This is a genomic window from Rossellomorea sp. FM04394 (assembly GCF_041889765.1).
In the GTDB taxonomy this organism is placed as follows: domain Bacteria; phylum Bacillota; class Bacilli; order Bacillales; family Bacillaceae_B; genus Rossellomorea; species Rossellomorea aquimaris_B.
In genome coordinates this window covers 3,855,969-3,873,577 of sequence record NZ_CP168654.1, presented here as the reverse complement: position 1 = coordinate 3,873,577, position 17,609 = coordinate 3,855,969, and the positions used below count along the sequence as shown (strand labels likewise).

19 protein-coding genes and 2 riboswitches are annotated in these 17,609 nt (G+C 42.6%); all 19 genes read left to right on the top strand.

Features of this window, described 5'->3' with window-relative positions; genetic code table 11:
• The first annotated feature begins 61 nt into the window (after positions 1 to 61).
• The 19 genes from ftsE (at position 62) to ACCB35_RS19415 (ending at position 17,592) form a co-directional block, all read left to right on the top strand.
• A complete protein-coding gene (ftsE, locus tag ACCB35_RS19505; RefSeq protein WP_044338343.1) occupies positions 62 to 748 on the top strand; it encodes a cell division ATP-binding protein FtsE in 687 nt (228 codons plus the stop codon).
• On the top strand, positions 738 to 1,622 hold the full coding sequence (gene ftsX / locus ACCB35_RS19500) for a permease-like cell division protein FtsX (protein ID WP_044338342.1): 885 nt from the start codon (positions 738 to 740) through the stop codon (positions 1,620 to 1,622). Before ftsE ends, ftsX begins: the two co-directional genes overlap by 11 nt.
• A gap of 39 nt (positions 1,623 to 1,661) precedes the next feature.
• The gene (locus tag ACCB35_RS19495; RefSeq protein ID WP_374054940.1) at positions 1,662 to 3,023 is read left to right on the top strand and encodes a murein hydrolase activator EnvC; all 1,362 of its coding nucleotides are present in this window, start codon (positions 1,662 to 1,664) and stop codon (positions 3,021 to 3,023) included.
• Positions 3,024 to 3,169: 146 nt separating this feature from the next.
• Positions 3,170 to 3,260: riboswitch (cyclic di-GMP riboswitch) on the top strand.
• An 89-nt stretch (positions 3,261 to 3,349) separates the two neighbouring features.
• The gene (locus tag ACCB35_RS19490) at positions 3,350 to 3,622 is read left to right on the top strand and encodes a hypothetical protein (RefSeq protein WP_374054939.1); all 273 of its coding nucleotides are present in this window, start codon (positions 3,350 to 3,352) and stop codon (positions 3,620 to 3,622) included.
• A 184-nt stretch (positions 3,623 to 3,806) separates the two neighbouring features.
• Entirely contained in the window at positions 3,807 to 4,076 is a 270-nt protein-coding gene (gene rpsN / locus ACCB35_RS19485) for a 30S ribosomal protein S14 (RefSeq protein ID WP_044338339.1), read from the top strand.
• A gap of 30 nt (positions 4,077 to 4,106) precedes the next feature.
• Positions 4,107 to 4,352 carry a type B 50S ribosomal protein L31 gene (locus tag ACCB35_RS19480; RefSeq protein ID WP_374054938.1) on the top strand — a complete coding sequence of 82 codons (246 nt, stop codon included), beginning with the start codon at positions 4,107 to 4,109 and terminating at the stop codon, positions 4,350 to 4,352.
• A 60-nt stretch (positions 4,353 to 4,412) separates the two neighbouring features.
• Positions 4,413 to 4,787, top strand: a complete 375-nt coding sequence (locus ACCB35_RS19475; protein ID WP_374054937.1) for a hypothetical protein — start codon at positions 4,413 to 4,415, stop codon at positions 4,785 to 4,787.
• Positions 4,788 to 5,118: 331 nt separating this feature from the next.
• On the top strand, positions 5,119 to 5,688 hold the full coding sequence (locus tag ACCB35_RS19470; protein ID WP_374054936.1) for a class I SAM-dependent methyltransferase: 570 nt from the start codon (positions 5,119 to 5,121) through the stop codon (positions 5,686 to 5,688).
• 81 nt (positions 5,689 to 5,769) lie between these two features.
• Positions 5,770 to 6,483: a cytochrome c biogenesis CcdA family protein gene (locus ACCB35_RS19465; protein WP_374054935.1), complete on the top strand. Its 714-nt coding sequence runs from the start codon at positions 5,770 to 5,772 to the stop codon at positions 6,481 to 6,483.
• Between the two features lie 9 nt (positions 6,484 to 6,492).
• On the top strand, positions 6,493 to 7,179 hold the full coding sequence (locus ACCB35_RS19460; RefSeq protein WP_374054934.1) for a response regulator transcription factor: 687 nt from the start codon (positions 6,493 to 6,495) through the stop codon (positions 7,177 to 7,179).
• Positions 7,180 to 7,189: 10 nt separating this feature from the next.
• Positions 7,190 to 8,230: an ATP-binding protein gene (locus ACCB35_RS19455; protein ID WP_374054933.1), complete on the top strand. Its 1,041-nt coding sequence runs from the start codon at positions 7,190 to 7,192 to the stop codon at positions 8,228 to 8,230.
• Between the two features lie 22 nt (positions 8,231 to 8,252).
• Positions 8,253 to 8,870: a hypothetical protein gene (locus tag ACCB35_RS19450; RefSeq protein ID WP_374054932.1), complete on the top strand. Its 618-nt coding sequence runs from the start codon at positions 8,253 to 8,255 to the stop codon at positions 8,868 to 8,870.
• The gene (locus ACCB35_RS19445; protein WP_374054931.1) at positions 8,863 to 9,444 is read left to right on the top strand and encodes a peroxiredoxin family protein; all 582 of its coding nucleotides are present in this window, start codon (positions 8,863 to 8,865) and stop codon (positions 9,442 to 9,444) included. Before ACCB35_RS19450 ends, ACCB35_RS19445 begins: the two co-directional genes overlap by 8 nt.
• Positions 9,445 to 9,543: 99 nt before the next feature.
• Entirely contained in the window at positions 9,544 to 9,927 is a 384-nt protein-coding gene (locus ACCB35_RS19440) for a DUF302 domain-containing protein (RefSeq protein WP_374057078.1), read from the top strand.
• Positions 9,928 to 10,053: 126 nt separating this feature from the next.
• A complete protein-coding gene (locus ACCB35_RS19435; RefSeq protein WP_374054930.1) occupies positions 10,054 to 11,193 on the top strand; it encodes a PLP-dependent aspartate aminotransferase family protein in 1,140 nt (379 codons plus the stop codon).
• A gap of 94 nt (positions 11,194 to 11,287) precedes the next feature.
• Positions 11,288 to 11,405, top strand: a riboswitch (SAM riboswitch).
• Positions 11,406 to 11,763: 358 nt separating this feature from the next.
• Entirely contained in the window at positions 11,764 to 13,059 is a 1,296-nt protein-coding gene (locus ACCB35_RS19430; protein WP_044338329.1) for an O-acetylhomoserine aminocarboxypropyltransferase/cysteine synthase family protein, read from the top strand.
• Between the two features lie 408 nt (positions 13,060 to 13,467).
• Complete coding sequence (locus ACCB35_RS19425) at positions 13,468 to 14,541, top strand: homoserine O-acetyltransferase (protein WP_374054929.1); 1,074 nt, start codon at positions 13,468 to 13,470, stop codon at positions 14,539 to 14,541.
• A gap of 174 nt (positions 14,542 to 14,715) precedes the next feature.
• Positions 14,716 to 16,161, top strand: a complete 1,446-nt coding sequence (locus ACCB35_RS19420; protein ID WP_374054928.1) for a S41 family peptidase — start codon at positions 14,716 to 14,718, stop codon at positions 16,159 to 16,161.
• Positions 16,162 to 16,395: 234 nt separating this feature from the next.
• On the top strand, positions 16,396 to 17,592 hold the full coding sequence (locus ACCB35_RS19415; protein WP_374054927.1) for a PDZ domain-containing protein: 1,197 nt from the start codon (positions 16,396 to 16,398) through the stop codon (positions 17,590 to 17,592).
• Positions 17,593 to 17,609: the final 17 nt, after the last annotated feature.

Genomic DNA, 17,609 nt, shown 5'->3' with positions numbered 1-17,609 from the left:
CGTACATATGTCGATAACAGCCAAGAGGGTAACTACATAATACAAATTAGGTGATTTTAAAATGATAGAAATGAAAGACGTCTACAAGCAGTACAGCAACGGTGTCATGGCTGCTAATGGCTTTAACGTCCACATTAAGCAAGGCGAGTTTGTGTATGTTGTGGGTCCAAGTGGCGCCGGGAAGTCTACTTTTATTAAAATGATGTACCGCGAAGAACGTCCTTCCAAAGGAGATATCATTGTAAATGGTATCAATCTCGCAAAATTAAAAAATAGTAGAGTTCCATACTTACGAAGAAACGTTGGGGTTGTATTTCAGGATTTCAAGCTGTTACCATCGCTGACAATCTATGAAAACATTGCCTTTGCACTTGAAGTAATAGAAGAACATCCAAAGCAAATCAAGAAGAGAGTCATGGAAGTCCTGGATCTGGTAGGGCTAAAGCATAAAGCAAGAATGCTGCCTGATGAGTTGTCCGGGGGAGAGCAGCAGCGTGTATCCATTGCAAGATCCATCGTGAACACGCCGAAGCTTGTGATTGCAGATGAACCTACAGGTAACTTAGACCCCGAAACATCTTGGGATATCATGAACATCTTTGAAGAGATCAGTAACCGTGGAACGACAGTTATCATGGCTACACATAACCGGGAAATCGTAAATACTATCAAGCATCGGGTAATTGCCATTGAAAATGGCCGAATTGTTCGTGACGAACAGCGAGGTGATTACGGTTATGAAAGCTAGAACGTATGGTCGACACCTTAGAGAGAGTTTCAAAAGCATCGGACGTAATGGCTGGATGACATTTGCATCAGTGAGTGCCGTTACCGTAACCTTACTGCTCGTTGGTGTGTTTATGGTATTGATGCTAAACATGAACAAGGTTGCAACCGATATTGAAAAAGACGTTGAAGTGCGCGTTCTGCTCGAGGTCGGTACTGAAAAAGCTCAAATAGATGAAATAGAAAAGAAGATTAACCAAATAAGTGGAGTGGAATCCGTAGAGTATTCCTCTAAAGAAGAGGAGCTTCAGAATCTTGTGAAAGATCTGGGAGACGATTTCAGATTATTTGAACAAGATAATCCATTATACGATGTGTTTATCGTAAAAGCAGAGAATCCTCGTGACACAGGGAAGATTGCTGCTGAAATCAGCAAGTATGAGAATGTGAATGAAGCACTGTATGGTGAAGCGAAGATCGAAAAATTATTTAACGTACTTGAGATGAGCCGAAACGTTGGCCTGGTGTTAATCATCGGTCTGTTGTTTACAGCCATGTTCCTTATCTCCAATACGATAAAAATTACGATTGTCGCCAGAAGAAGGGAAATCGAGATAATGAAACTCGTGGGTGCAACCAACTGGTTTGTGCGCTGGCCATTTATTTTAGAAGGATTATGGCTTGGAATTTTAGGTTCTATTATCCCGATCGCTCTTGTAACTACAGGTTACTACTATGCTTATGACTTTATTAAACCAAAACTACAAAACCATTTTATTCAGATATTGGATTTTACCCCCTTTATCTATCAAGTAAACGGATTGATTCTATTAATGGGTTGCTTGATCGGGGCATGGGGAAGCTTTATGTCTGTTCGTAAGTTCTTAAAAGTGTAAAATTTGATAGGTTGATAGAAGCTGAAAGGAGCATGCCGCTTGAACAAGAAGTATTTCATATCATTATCAATTGCAGCAGCCTTAACAATCGGAAGTTTACCAACGTTAGGGACAACCGCTAACGCTCATTCCCATAGTGTGGAGGAATTACAGAAGCAACAAAACGACATTTCTTCAAAAAAAGAAGAAATCAACGGAAAGATCGATGAGAAAAAATCAGAGATTAACCAAAACATCAATAAACAACAAGAAATCCAATCACAAATTGCTGAAATCAGTACAAAATTAAAAGATACTGAAACCAAAATTGCCGAAAAAACAAAAGAGATTGATGAAACAACTGCAGAAATCAATAAGCTTAAAGAAGAAATTAAAGTTTTAGAAGAAAAAATAAAAGAGCGTAATGAACTACTGAAAGAACGTGCCCGTGCGATCCAGGAAAAAGGCGGCTCTGCAAATTATCTTGATGTACTACTTGGCGCGGACAGCTTCGGTGACTTCATCAACCGCGTAACGGCAGTAAATACAATCGTAAGTGCCGATAAAAAGATCATGGACGAACAAAAACGTGATCAGGCTGAATTAGAAAAGAAACAAGAAGAAGTAGAAGGCAAGCTTGCAGACCTGGAGTCTACTAAAGCGAGTCTTGAGTCTCTTAAACAAGATCTTGATAGTCAAAAAGCTCAAAAAGCTGAGTTATTCAAGCAGTTGGAAGCACAACAGGCTTCTCTTGAAGTAGAGAAAGAAGATCTTCAAAAAGAATCTGATGAGCTTTCTAAAATGGAACATCAGCTTGAAGGTGAAATCCAGGCTGAACAAGCACGTCTAGCGGAACTTGCACGTCAGCGTGAAATCGAACGTAAGCGTCAAGCGGAAGCTGAAGCGGCAAAACGTGCAGCAGCACAACAACAAGCAACTACAAGCAGCAGCGGTGGTTCTTCTTCAGAATCTGCAGCACCAGCGCCATCAGCCCCTAGTGCGCCAGTAAGTGCCGGTGCCTGGACATCTCCAGCTTCCGGAACGATTACTACAAACTTCGGTTGGGACGTTTTGAACGGTAAAAAGCGCTATCATTATGGTATTGATGTTGCAGCTCGCGGCAGTGTTCCGATCTCTGCAGCTGCTGATGGATATGTCATCAAGAGTCACTATAGCTCAAGCTACGGTAACGTAGTATATATCACTCACTCAATCAACGGACAAACCTTCACAACGGTTTATGCCCACATGGCTTCTTCGTCTGTTAGCACTGGACAAGCAGTTAACAAGGGAGACAGAATCGGTTACATGGGTAACACAGGATACTCTTTCGGACAGCATTTACACTTTGAACTTCATGCAGGTTCATGGAATGCATCGAAATCTAATGCTGTAAACCCACGTCAATATATTAACTTCTAATTTTACGACCCCACTTCCTGAGAAGCGGGGTCTATTTTTTGCCGTTTTTTCTAGTTCAATGTAAGTCTAGGGAATATTCACTATTTCCATTAAGAATCTTCTCAAATATTACACTTTTTAGTATAATGACAACTGTAGTTTCTACAAATTGATAAGGGCAAACTAATTGAAAGATTAGGACGCAAAGCCACGGGTCTACCATTCTCAGATGAGAATAACGATGGCCGGGTTACCGAAAACAATGGATTACAATGAATACTATTTCGAAAGTTTTTATTAGTATCATTTAGCCTGCCTTTTTGGTGGGCTTTTTTTATACGACTTGTTTGATAAGATTTGAATCTGTAGTAAGGATGATGATGTTGGAATTGACTGAATTAAAAAGGCAATTAAGAAGTTTCTGTAGAAGGAATCGTACTGCTTTGAAGTCTACTTATGTAGGTAAATATACAGCTGAAGAGCTCAGTGAAATGCTTATCGAAAGTCTCGGTGCAGAAGAAGTAAAGAGAGTTGTACAGGACATCGAAATCATCAATCGCCGTGGTGGAAATACAGTTACATACTTTATGCTTATTTTAGAAGGGCTAAAGGCAGCATAAGACGAATAAAACCGAATGCCGGTCATGAATGGCATTCGGTTTTATCTATTTTTTAACAGTATAAGAGAGTTCAATCCATTAAATTGTAGGAAATTAATATCGTTGCAAAAAGAAAGAGAGTATGGTTTAATAACCATACGTACTTAAAACGTAATGATTACGATTAATAAAGGAGAGAACCATTTTGGCAAAGAAATCAAAGGTAGTGAAAGAGAAGAAACGTCAGGAACTTGTTCAGAAATACGCAGATTTACGCAGGGAGTTAAAGGAGAAGGGTGATTATGAAGCGTTAAGGAAGCTGCCGAGGGATTCCTCGCCGACCCGATTAAACAGTCGTTGTGAAGTTACAGGGAGACCAAGAGGCTATCTCCGTAAATTTAAGATGTCCCGTATCGCTTTCAGAGAGTTTGCTCATAAAGGGCAAATACCCGGCGTCAAAAAATCAAGTTGGTAATACATTAAACGTTAAGGTGGGGAATTAAGAATGAAAAAAGACATTCATCCAGAGTATCAACAAGTGGTATTTATGGACACGAACAGCGGTTTTTCCTTTTTAACAGGATCTACGAAAACATCCAATGAAACGATTGAGTGGGAAGACGGGAGCACGTATCCTTTATTAAAAATAGAAGTAAGTTCGGATACGCATCCGTTTTATACAGGAAGACAGAAGTTCTCTGATAGAGGAGGGCGTGCAGAACGCTTCTTGAAAAAATACAACATGAAATAGTGCATGTCGTGCCACTAGAGAGAATAGGTTAAGGTATAGACTTATGCCGGGGTGAATACGATGAACGAACATTTAATGGAAATTGCTGCTCGGGATATTGTTAAGGGCCTGCCAAATGAAAAAAGGGAGATCTATCAATATGTGGTCGATCTTGAAGATGAATTGGCGAGCCGATCCGAGACGTCTGAGGAATTTATGGCCTTACTTGTGAAACATTCTCCTCATCAACAGGCAGCCTCTCATTTTAACATGAACTTTGGAGAGCTGATGAAACGGATGAGGGAAATTGAACAAGAGATTAATGCCAAGTTAGATCAGAAGCTGCGAAATGTAACGTGGATTGATTATACAGACACCATTCGATCGATGAAAGGGTCAGAAGCAATAAATACAAGCTACTTCTTCTTTTCCATGAATCATGCTTATACTAAATAAGAAGTAGAACTTTATAATTTAAATCGTAATCTTTTCGTTATAAAAGAAATACTCAGTAGGAAATGGGAATATCGAAGATCAGGGAACCGGTGTTTTCCCTTCTATGATTTCCTATGATCATAGGGGAAGTCCCTATCCTACAAAAGCAGAAATTAAGGATTCTCCTTCATGGAGAATCCTTTTATTATTCAAAATTTCGACACACATTTATCCATGCAATCTGTAATAATTCTCCTATAGGATAAACTATGAGTAAATAACTTGCTTGTATATAAAAGATTCAGGATACTAATACATAGTAGGGTATGATGAACGAATGGAGGAATTCCCAATGGCCGGAGATTTATTCGAACACCATAAAGCTTCAAAGCTCCTCGACCCAAGACGTCAGGAGCTCGTACCAGTGGACAAAGTTCTCGAACTTCTCAAACTCAATAAAGACGATATCGTCGCCGACTTAGGCTGTGGAAATGGCTACCTGACCCTTCCCATTGCGAAAGCGGTAGAATCAAAGGTACAGGCAGTAGATCTGCAGCAGGAAATGCTGGAATACTTGAAACACCGTGCTAATGAAGAAAATGTAGACAATATCGTTTATGTGAAATCATCCCTTGAATATCTCAGCTTCAACAAAGGTACTTTGGATAAAATCGTATCCGCTTTTGTCTTGCATGAAGTTCCCGATCTGATCAAAGTATTTCAGGATTTACACGATATGCTGAAGGAAGAAGGCATCTGGCTGATCCTGGATTGGGAAAGGGTAGAGTCAGAAATGGGACCGCCTCTGGATCATCGGATTTCTTCAGGGGAACTCGATCGGCAGCTCCAATCATCCGGGTTCCACACAACAGTGGGTCACTTGCATCCATCGGTTTATTATATTGTCGTGAAAAAAGGGTAGGAATATAGTAAATAAAGATAGCTATCTTAATCAAACATTAACATTTCCTGTTCATACTGTTCATGTAAAGGAGTGATCAGTATGACGGAAGTATCTATTTGGTTCGCATTAGCCGCCGGGGCACTATCCTTTTTTTCACCTTGTGTGTTCCCGCTTCTCCCTGCTTACGTAAGTCATTTAACAGGTGGTCAGGCAAGAGAAGGACAAATGCAGGTGGAAAGATCGGTGGTTTTACTTAGGTCATTTGGTTTCATTGCAGGGTTTTCCCTAATCTTCATTCTAATGGGGGCTTCTGCCAGCTTCCTTGGAGAGATTTTCTCAGAATATCGAATCTATATCGAACAGATTGCAGGGATTCTCATCATTGTGTTTGGTTTACAGATGATGGGCTGGCTTAGCTTTTCTTTCTTAATGAAGGATACGAGAAAGTTTGAAACAAGGAAGAAGGGAACGACGTTAGGTTCTATCCTGCTGGGGATGGCCTTTGCCAGCGGATGGTCACCATGTGTAGGATTAACCCTTTCTTCCATCCTTTTATTGGCAAGTGCCACCAGTACATTGACTCAAGGAGTCGTGCTGTTGATTGTGTACTCGATTGGTTTAGCGGTACCGTTCCTGCTTATCTCACTGATGATCACGAAGACATTTACCGTAATGAAAATGGTGAATAAAATCTTGCCAAAGCTTTCTAAAATCAATGGAGCATTGATGATTGCATTGGGATTTCTCGTGTTCAGCGGGAAGATGCAGCAAATCAGCTCGTATCTATCTGTCTTTAGTCTCTTCTCAACATAGGGGGAAAGTATGAAGGTTCAAAATAAAACGATTCTGATTGTTGAAGACGATATGAAAATCCGTAATCTGATAAAGCTTTTCCTTGAAAAAGAAGGGTACGAGGTATTTGAAGCAAGTGACGGGGAAGAAGGGAAACAACTATTCAAAGAGCATGACCCATGCTTTGCGATACTGGACTTGATGCTTCCGAAAACTCAAGGGGAAGAGCTTTGCAGGTGGATTAGGGAAGAAGAGAAAAGTGATATCGGCATTATTTTCGTTACGGCAAAGACGAGTGAAGAAGAGCGGATCCACGGATTGAAAGCTGGAGCGGATGATTATGTCACAAAGCCATTTAGTCCATCTGAGCTCGTTACGCGCGTGGACACAGTGCTGCGCAGAACAGGGACACGCTGCCAGAAGCTCAGTCGGAAAGGATTGACGTTGAAGCCTTTGAAGGGCGAGGTCACCTATAAAGGGGAAGTCCTGGAATTAACGACTTTTGAATTCAGAATCCTTCATTTTTTAATGACGCATGTTGGTCAAGTGATTTCAAGGCAACAGATTCTTGATTCCCTGTATGACATGAATCAAAAAGTGGTTTCGGAACGAACGATCGATGTCCATATCCGCCACCTTCGTCAAAAACTTCAAGAATTGACTCATCAAGCATTTATCCAAACCGTTAGAGGGATGGGGTATAAGTTTGAGGCTTAAGAGGAAAAAAGTGTGGGGGATCTTCACACAGTTGACTTTCCTTAACACCATTATCATTGCCATAGTCATTGTCATTGCAGGATTTACCGTGAAAAACTATGCTTGTACACTCGTAAATCAGCAAGAGATTAGAGGAACTGACTTAGAAACCCTCCTAAATGAGTATTTAGTTAAAGTGAGTATTCTTGCATTCATCCTTGCAGGCGGATTTCATTTTATTTTATTAAAATGGTTGATTCATCCACTAAAGAAATTAACAGCAGCAACTCAAGAGCTGCAAAAAGGAAAGCATCCGACAAAGCTAAAGAATCCTCTGATCTATGAGGTGAAGGAGCTGAATGATGCCTTCAATGAACTTTCAGAAAGAACGGCTATCATAAAAGCAAAGCAAAATCGTTTGCTGAGAGATCTTTCTCATGAATTAAGGACCCCCCTGACGAATTTATCAGGCTATCTCGAAGGACTTGAAAAAGGGGTCATTGAAGGGGACCAAGAGATGTATCGTTCACTTCAAGAAGAAACCACACGAATCGAACGATTACTGGAACAACTCGTCCGAATCAATCAATGGACATCAGATGGAGAAATGAAGCACTTCAACCATGAAAAAATTCTGATCCACGAACTGATAAAGAGACGACTCACCATCTTTCACGTCAAATTCCTTGAGAAAGATATAAAAGTGGACTACAATCTTAAGCTTTTCACTTTGGAAGGGAGCACTCATGGACTTAATCAAGTCCTTAGCAATATCCTTCAAAATATTGTGGATTATGACAATGGGAAAAAGGTAAGGATAGAAGGCTATATGGAGAAAGAACATTATATTATCCGTTTTTCACATAAGGGAAGAAAAATTCCCATTGAAGAAAGTGAGCTTATTTTCGAACGCTTTTATCGAGTGGATGCTTCCCGTTCACTGGTGACAGGTGGAACCGGACTGGGGCTCGCAATTGCAAAAGAAATTGTGGAAGCGCATGGAGGGCACCTTTCCCTCGTAACAGATAGCCATTACCATACCTTTGAAATACGACTTCCAATCCCTAAATAAAGAACGACTTAAGGAGAATATCATGACACAACAGTGGTACACCATAGGCTCCTTCACATTCCCGGCTTCATGGGGAGCCATTATCGCTTCGTTCATAATCACTTTCTTGTTCCTCTTCTTTTGGAATAGAAAGGCAAGCGACTGGTACTCCAATATTATTTTCACTTTTTTACTCGTCTGGAAGCTGAGTGTGATAGTAATTGACTTTCAAACGGTGATAGAGCATCCAATTACCATCCTCTATTTTCACGGAGGAGTCATTGGATACTGGTTAGGACTGATAGCAGCTCTTACTTACATAATGGTTAAAAAAGTTGATCATCCAACAACAATTATTATTTCATGGATGGTCACAGTTCTTGTCTATGAAGCGGTCCTTCATATCCTTTATAACCACTATCTACTAGCTGGTATTCAGGTACTGCTCAATCTATTGATCCTTGTATTCTTTAGTAAAAAAGCCGGTGATCAAGGCGGAGATACCTGGGCAGGCCAGTTATTGATCATGTTTACTTTAGTCCAGCTATTTCTAAGGGCATTCATTAGCGGCTTTGAATTTACCGTCACCACCTGGACCTATCTGGTCATGATGACCTATCTCATCTTTCTTTTAAACGTAAGGAGGAAACACATTGAATAAACGAAATTTTGCTTTGACCATCGTTGCACTTCTTATCGGCATTTTCTTAGTGAACTTTTTTCAGGATCAACAGGAAAAGAAGGCCAGGGAAGAGGCTGCCCAATTAGCCAATGAATCCATGGACCTTTCTAATGCACAGCAGGGCCTCGCAAAAGGGGACCGCGCTCCGGATTTTGAATTAACCACCTTAGATGGTGAAGCCGTCAAGCTTTCAGATTATCAAGGTAAGAAGGTGATCCTGAATTTCTGGGCTACCTGGTGTCCGCCATGTAAAGCTGAAATGCCCCATATGCAGAGCTACTACGAAGAGAATGCAGAGAAAGAAAACGTTGAAATCCTTGCCGTCAATCTGACATCCATGGACGATGGGGAAAAAGCTGTCCAGGAATTCATCGACGGCTACGAACTCACCTTCCCTATCCCAATGGATGAAAAGGGAGAAATCGGAGACGAATACCGGGCATTCACCATCCCCACCACCTACATGATCGATACCAAAGGCATCATCCAACACAAAATCGTCGGACCAATGAACGAAGAAATGATGGGTAAGATGGTGGAAGGAATGGAATAATGAAGAGGGACGGACCTCTGAATATCGATGTTTGACCTGATACACTATGAGGTATTAACAGAATGTAGGCTAGAGATAGATAAAGGAGGAGATGTGAACGTGTTTCATTACACAAAGGAAGTGTCAATGAGTGTGAAAGAAGCAGTGGAAGCGGCAGAAACGGCCCTGAAAAATGAAAGCTTTGGCGTGTTATGGAATCTCGATCTTGCCCAGAAGCTGCAGGATAAAGGGCTTGATTTCAACGAAGAAGTAGTCGTATTAGAGGTGTGTAATCCGCATGAAGCGAAAAAGGTGCTGGAAGAAAGCATGCTCGTAAGCTACTTCCTCCCTTGCAAAGTAACGGTATACACAGAAGGCGGGACCACCAAGATCGGTATGGCAAAACCAAGCAAGCTGATCGAAATGGTGGATAACGATGAACTGAAGAACCTGGCATTGGATATTGAAAATCGCTTGATCGGATGTTTAGATAACGTTCAATAAAATGTAGAGCACCTGTTGCAATTTGGCAGGTGTTTTTCTATGCCCTCCAATACGTCTTACTCCTCACAATCTTCTGAATATGATACACTTTTAAAAATACAATGATTCAGGAAGGATGAAAGAGAGATGAAATTCACAACCAAGGTCGTACACAACCAGTTAAAAGGAACGGAGGAAATCCGCAGTAAGACGACTCCGATTTATCAGACCTCTGCTTTTTCTTTTGCCTCTTTAGAGGAGCTGGAAGGTTTCTATGAAGGAAAGTCTCCTTATCTCTACACAAGAACGGGAAATCCAAATACGGACGAGCTTGGTAAGATGGTGGCAGACCTGGAGGGGGCCCCGGCAGGTGTTGCAACTTCTTCTGGGTTATCGGCAATCCTTGTGGGAATCCTCGCAGTTGTGAAATCAGGCGATCACATCATTGCCGCTGAGGATTTATATGGAGGTACGTTCCATATGCTGAAAGAAGAGCTGAAATCATTCGGTATTTCTACTTCATTCGTTGATTTTACAAGTGTGGGAGAATTAGAGGAAGCCATTACTCCACAAACCAAACTCCTCTACAGTGAGACCGTCACAAACCCGTTCATGCGAGTGGAAGATATTCCGAAAATGGTCGGATTCGCTGAAAAACACAACCTGAAAACCATGATCGATAACACATTTGCCACACCGTTCCTGCGCCAGCCTTTCTTAGAAGGAGTGGACCTGGTCGCCCACAGTGCCACGAAGTATATCGGAGGACACAGTGATATCACAGCAGGGGTCGTCGTCGGAAAAGAAGAGCTCGTTCAAAAAGCGAGGGAAAAAGTCGTCAACATCGGTTCGAACTTGAGTCCATTTGAAGCCTGGCTGACATGCCGCGGAGCAAAAACATTGGCTCTTCGGATGGGGACTCAAGCAAGGAATGCCGAAGTTCTGGCGGCGGACCTTCGAGCAAATGAATATGTGAAGGAAGTCTATTATCCAAGAGATTTATCCGATAAGGGAAATGGCGCCATAGTAACCATCGAGCTATCCAAAACATGTGATATCAGCTCATTCTTCAAGTCACTTGGATGGATCAAGATCATCCCGTCCCTGGCCGGGGTGGAGACAACGGTTTCCTATCCGTTAGGAACGTCCCATCGCGCCTTACCGAAGGAAGCTCAGGAAAAACTGGGCATAAACACACATGTCGTGCGCATATCGTTAGGTATTGAGGATGGGGAAGACATCGTCGTGCAATTCAACGAAGCGATTGCAGCTTCGGTTAAAAATTAAATAATGTAAAAATTCTAAAAATACCTTGACGTTGAGGTCGGTTACCCCTTATAATTCATCTCAACGCAAGAATTTTCACATTGACAACTATATGCTCTTATCCAGAGAGGTGGAGGGACTAGGCCCGATGAAACCCGGCAACCTTCATGTACGCTTTCAAGCTGCATGAAAAGGTGCTAATTCCTGCAGGCGATCTGCCTGAAAGATAAGAGGAGGACCCTATTAAATTAGACCCTCTTCTTAGGAAGAGGGTTTTTATTTTTTCCTCTTCTATCTTCTTAAGGAAACATACTACTTCGATTTTTGAGTCTCTGATTTCAACAGGAGAATTTTAGCCGTAATTCAACAGGAGAAAATGGGTCGATATTTAACAGTTAAAATAAGTCGGAAATTCAACAGTCAAATAAACGCATTATTTTAACAGTCCAATATCATTCCAAATTCAACAGTCAAATTAACACTAAAATTCAACAGTCAAAAATCCAACAAACATCAACAGGCAAACGTCTAAAACATCCAAACGCAAAACGCAAAATCCAAAATTAAAAACCATTTCAGGAGGAATTCTCTATGACAAAATCATTCGATTTCGACACACTACTGCTTCACGGTGGCCAGGAGCCCGACCCATCCACAGGTTCAAGGGCAGTTCCCATTTATCAAACAACATCCTACGTTTTCGATAACAGTGATCATGCGGCAAAATTATTTGCCCTTGAAGAACCGGGAAACATATATACCCGCATCATGAACCCGACAGTAGACGTATTGGAAAAACGCCTGGCACTTCTAGAAGGGGGAATCGGAGCACTGGGTGTTTCATCCGGGATGGCCGCGATCTCTCTATCAATCTTAAATATCGCCGGAGCAGGTGATGAAATTGTAGCGGCTACCAATCTCTACGGTGGAACGTATAATTTATTCTCTACGACTCTACCGAAATATGGAATCAAGGTCCATTTTGTAAATCCCGATGACCCGGAAAACTTCAGAAAAGCGATCACTCCCAAAACAAAAGCGGTATTCGCTGAAACCATCGGTAATCCGAGTCTTCACGTCCTCGATATTGAAGCAGTGGCAAAAGTGGCTCATGACCATCATATTCCGTTGATCATCGATAACACATTCGCCACTCCATATGTATGTAAGCCGATCGAGTGGGGAGCGGATATCGTCATTCACTCTGCAACAAAATGGATTGGCGGTCACGGTACGGCAATAGGGGGAGTCGTCATTGACGGTGGGAAGTTTGATTGGAATCATGAAAAGTTCCCGGGCTTCACGGAAGAGGACCGGAGCTATAATGGACTGCGCTACGCACAGGATGTGGGACCGGCAGCCTTCATTACGAAATTAAGGGTGCAGCTGCTCCGTGACCTGGGAGCTTGCTTAAGTCCACAAAACGCATTCCTATTGCTGCAGGGATTGGAAACGCTGCATCTTCGCATCGAACGTCACACAGAGAATGCCTTGAAGATTGCGGAGCATTTAGATCAGCACAATGGTGTTGCGTGGGTATCCTATCCAGGATTGCCTCAGCATCCGTCTCATAAACTTGCTCAAAAATACTTGAAAAATGGAGCGGGATCCATAGTCGTCTTTGGTATAAAAGGCGGCAGGGATTCTGGACGGAAAGTAGTCGATAATATCTCCCTTTGGTCTCACGTTGCCAACGTGGGAGATGCCAAATCATTGATTATCCATCCGGCATCCACGACCCATCAGCAATTAAACGAACAGGAAATTCGTGCGACAGGTGTAACCGAGGATCTGGTGAGACTTTCTGTTGGATTAGAGTCTGCGAAAGACTTGATTGAGGATTTGGATCATGCCATTGAAGTGGCGTTGGAAACATCAAGGGTATGATTGAAACGGGAGAATTAAACCCTAAAATCGTAATTGAAATCACTTTACAGGGTGAAAAAGGGGATTTATATACTATTTTTAGGGCATTCGGGGTTTATGAAAGGGAGTTATCAGAGAAAATCTGATTTTATCAGCGAAATTTCAAATATATCAGCGAAATCGGACCATTTATCAGCGAAATCCGCAATATATCAGCGAAATCAGGATTTTATCAGCGAACAGGCTGCTAGCTGTCCCCTCGAATGAAAATCTGAATTCTTTGCGAGAGACTTAACGGCGAATTTTCAATTTTTGCGGTTGAGCGCCATATCCAAAAACAGACCGAAATCAACTGTTTTACACGCGGGGGAAATCCGGAGTAAAATCCTGATCACCCCCGCCACAACACCAAAAAAAGGAGGTGGAGGAATGGAGAAGCCATCCACATATGAAGTAAGCTCCATTACCATCCCATCCCTAACATTAGAGTCAGGCACCACGTTGACAAATGTTGATCTTACGTATGAACGAACAGGAAACAAAGACGGCCCGACCATCCTGGTTTGCCATGCCCTCACCGGTACCCATATCGTAAAGGGGACGAGTGAAGACCGCGGCTGGTGGGATGGGCTTATTGGTCCGGGATCGTATATTGATACCGAACATTTTAATGTGATTGCCTTTAATGTTTTAGGAGGATGTGAAGGAAGTACGGGACCCGCGTCAACCAATCATCATACCGGAGAGCGTTACGGTCCGGACTTCCCGGGTATTACGATAAGGGACATGGTCCATGCCCAATATGAAGCACTCCAACAACTTACAATCGACCACATCGAGGCAGTCATCGGAGGCTCACTGGGAGGGATGCAGGCCTTGGAATGGGGAGCCCTCTATCCTGCCTATATAAATAAAGTATTCGCCCTTGCCGTAACCCCTGCCTTAAATGATTATGGTCTTGCTTTTAATCACATTGGCATCACAGCGATTGAAGAGGACCCCGAATTTCAAAAGGGGCATTATCCACCAGGGGCTATCTTAAAAGGATTGGAGATTGCCAGAATGGTCGGTATGGTCACGTACCGGACGCAGGAGCTGTTCGATCATCGTTTCCAACGTGAAAAGCAAAACGAACTGTTCAATGTGGAAAGCTATCTCGATTACCAAGGAAAGAAATTAGGGAAGCGGTTTGATCCAAACAGCTACCTAACCTTGCTGAAAGCGATGAACTCACATGATATCGGAAGGGGAAGAGGAGGAACAGAAGAGGTAGCTAAGAACTACCAGTGCGAATTGATTTCCATCAGCTATGAAGGAGATTTAATTTATTCACCTCAATATTTAAAAGAGTTTACTCAGCTTGTACCAAAGAGTGAACATTACTTTATCTCCACCTCCTTTGGTCATGACGGATTCCTGGTGGAATTTGAAAAATGGGGAGGAATCATTGCTTCTCATCTCAAAAACCATCACGTTCAAAGACTTTTTACAGGTTCAAAATAAGAGCTCTCTTATCATAACTCGTCCCCCTCCGGCATATAGTTAGATAAGCAAAGACATCGCACCGCCTTAGCGCGTTTTTGTGTGGTGTCTTTTTCGTTGGATAAGGAAGGCTGGCGTCCTTAGTCGCGCCACTCTTATCTATACAAAGACCAACTACAAGCTGGAGGGGAATATATGGAGTGGACGGGCAGAAAGCTCATCATCACAATCATCATCAGTATGCTGATCGGTGCTGGAGGAATGTATGGCGGCTTGGAATGGACGGGCAAGGATGGGGACGAGCTTGCTCAGTTTGACGGAAAAGGCGAGCTCAATGATAAGCTTCACAAAGTGGAAGTGGCTTATGATCTGATCAGTGACAAATTCTTTCAGGATGTGGACAAGGGGCAGCTTGTAGAAGGTGCCATTCAAGGAATGTTGAAGACCCTCGATGATCCATACTCGGTTTACATGAATGCCGAGACTGCCTCCCAATTCAATGACGCATTGGATTCTTCATTCGAAGGAATCGGAGCAGAAGTCACAATCATGGACGGAAAGCTGATCATTGTCGCCCCTTTTAAAAATTCTCCGGCGGAAGAAGCGGGACTGAAACCGAATGACCGTATCATTAAAGTCGACGGAAATAGCATCGAAGGACTTGACCTGTACGAAGCTACTTTAAAAATCAGAGGGAAAAAGGGTACTGAGGTCCAATTGGAAATTACGCGGGAAGGACTGACGGATCCGATCAAAGTATCCGTGAAACGCGATGAGATTCCTGTTGAGACGGTCCTCTCTGATGTGAAAGAAATCAATGGAAAGAAAACAGGCTACATCCAGATTACTACTTTCTCGGAAAATACAGCCGTTGATTTTAGGAAGCAATTAGGCGAACTTGAAAAGAAAAAGGTAGAAGGATTGGTCCTGGATGTGAGAGGGAATCCTGGAGGTCTCCTTTCAAGTGTAGAAGAAATCCTTAAAGAATTTGTAACGGAGAAAAAGCCGTATGTTCAAATTCAAGAGCGAAGTGGAGAAGTGATGAAATCCTTCTCAAACAGTAAAGCAAGAAAGGCTTACCCTGTAGTCGTGCTGATAGATGAAGGAAGTGCCTCAGCTTCTGAAATCCTGGCTGGTGCTTTAAAAGAGGCTGAAGGATATCCGCTCATCGGAACAAAGAGCTTTGGGAAAGGCACCGTGCAACAAGCCGTTCCGATGGGAGATGGAAGTAATATCAAGCTGACGATGTTCAAGTGGCTGACGCCAAATGGAAACTGGATTCATAAAAAGGGGATCAAACCGGATATCCCTGTCAGACAGCCGTCCTATTTCTATGCCCACCCTCTTCAAGTGGAAAAGCCTCTTCAAGAAGGGATGAACAATGAACAGGTTCAAAACGCCCAGGAAATGCTTCAAGGACTTGGATTCTCCATTGACCGCGTGGATGGGTATTTCAGTAAGGAAACGGAAAAGGCCGTAAAGGATTTTCAGAGTCAGGAGAGTATTGATGTCACAGGAATCATTGATACTGTAACGGCGGAAAGATTGCAGGAAGAAATCTTTGAAGCGGTTCAGGATGAGAAAAATGATCTGCAGCTTCAGGCAGCACTGGAATATGTAGAACGAACAGCACGGCGTTAATAAATCGGGAGCTGACCATCATGATGGTCAGCTCTGTTTTTGTTTATATAAACAAACATAATCACTTGTTTTTCCCGTCTATCCGACATCATTTCCCGGGAAAATATGGGGAATGATGTCGGAAATGAAATCGAATCGTAAAACTATCAAATAAAATTGCAATAGGTTTTAGGGGATTCTTTTGATAAAATAGTAGATAATGCAAATTTTCTTAAAAAAGGTGGTGACGGATCATTGGTTGAGATTTGGTTGCTGGAGGTAGTGAAGGGATTTGGAAAGTTATTTCTTCATCCTGTTTTATATTTGTCTGTGTTTTTCGCTATCATGACGGGCTATTATCGTGTCAAAAGAGAGCGAAGGGACTTTAATACGAGATTGCTGGACGGATATCACGATACTCGGGTTTTATTTTCATATGGGATTGTACTTGGATTGCTGTTTTCTGTCGTAACAGTTGGAGCTGGGGTTGTAATTCCTTTCGCTGGAATCATGCTTATAGGGGTGGTGTCCATCCTCATTGCTTTAACGAGTCGTTTTCAGCTTATGTCTGCGACCATGACTGTAGGGTTTTCGTATTTCTTACTGTTTGCGGTGGATTATTTCCAGTGGGAGATCCCCTATATGAATACATATGTAGAAACCTTGAATGTAGGACTGCTGGGTTCCATCGTCGTGCTTCTTGGTGTGTTGACCATGATTGAAGGAAGCTTGATTCGATTGAACGGGTGGAAGCATACGTCACCCCGTTTGCTAAAGAGTGCCCGAGGTCTTAAGGTAGGGGCTCATCAAGGGAAGAAATTATGGCTCGTGCCGATGTTTATGCCGATTCCTGCTGGTGCATTGACCCCTCCATTTGAATGGTGGCCGGTGTTTACAATGGGGACAGAGGCGTATTCGCTCCTTTGTGTGCCGTTCCTTCTTGGTTTTCAGCAGCTTGTTAAAAGTACCTTGCCTGAAGTTGCAATCAAGCATACAGGTCACAGGGTTTTCTGGCTTGGTGCATTTGTGTTGACACTGGCTGTAACGGGATTCTGGGCTCCTATGTTTTCAATCGGGGCAGCTGTTGTGGCGATGGTAGGACGGGTATGGATTTCTTATCGCTACCGGAGTACTGAGGATTCCAAGCCATACTTCTTTAAAAGACAGTCTAAGGGAGTCATGATTCTTGGAATTCTACCTGGTTCTCCTGCAAAGAAACTGACGCTTCAAGTAGGGGAAATCGTCCTGAAAGTAAATGGAGTCGAAGTGAATACAGAAAGGGCGTTTTATGAAGCCCTTCAAAAGAACGGGGCTTATTGTAAGCTTGAGGTACTTGGGACGAACGGGGAAAACCGTTTTACGCAAGGAGCCCTGTACGAAGGTGATCATCACGAGTTGGGAATCATTTTTGCGGATGAGTCTTCAGGGTGGGAACACCATCAGGTTTCATAGATTCTTCTTCAAGCAAA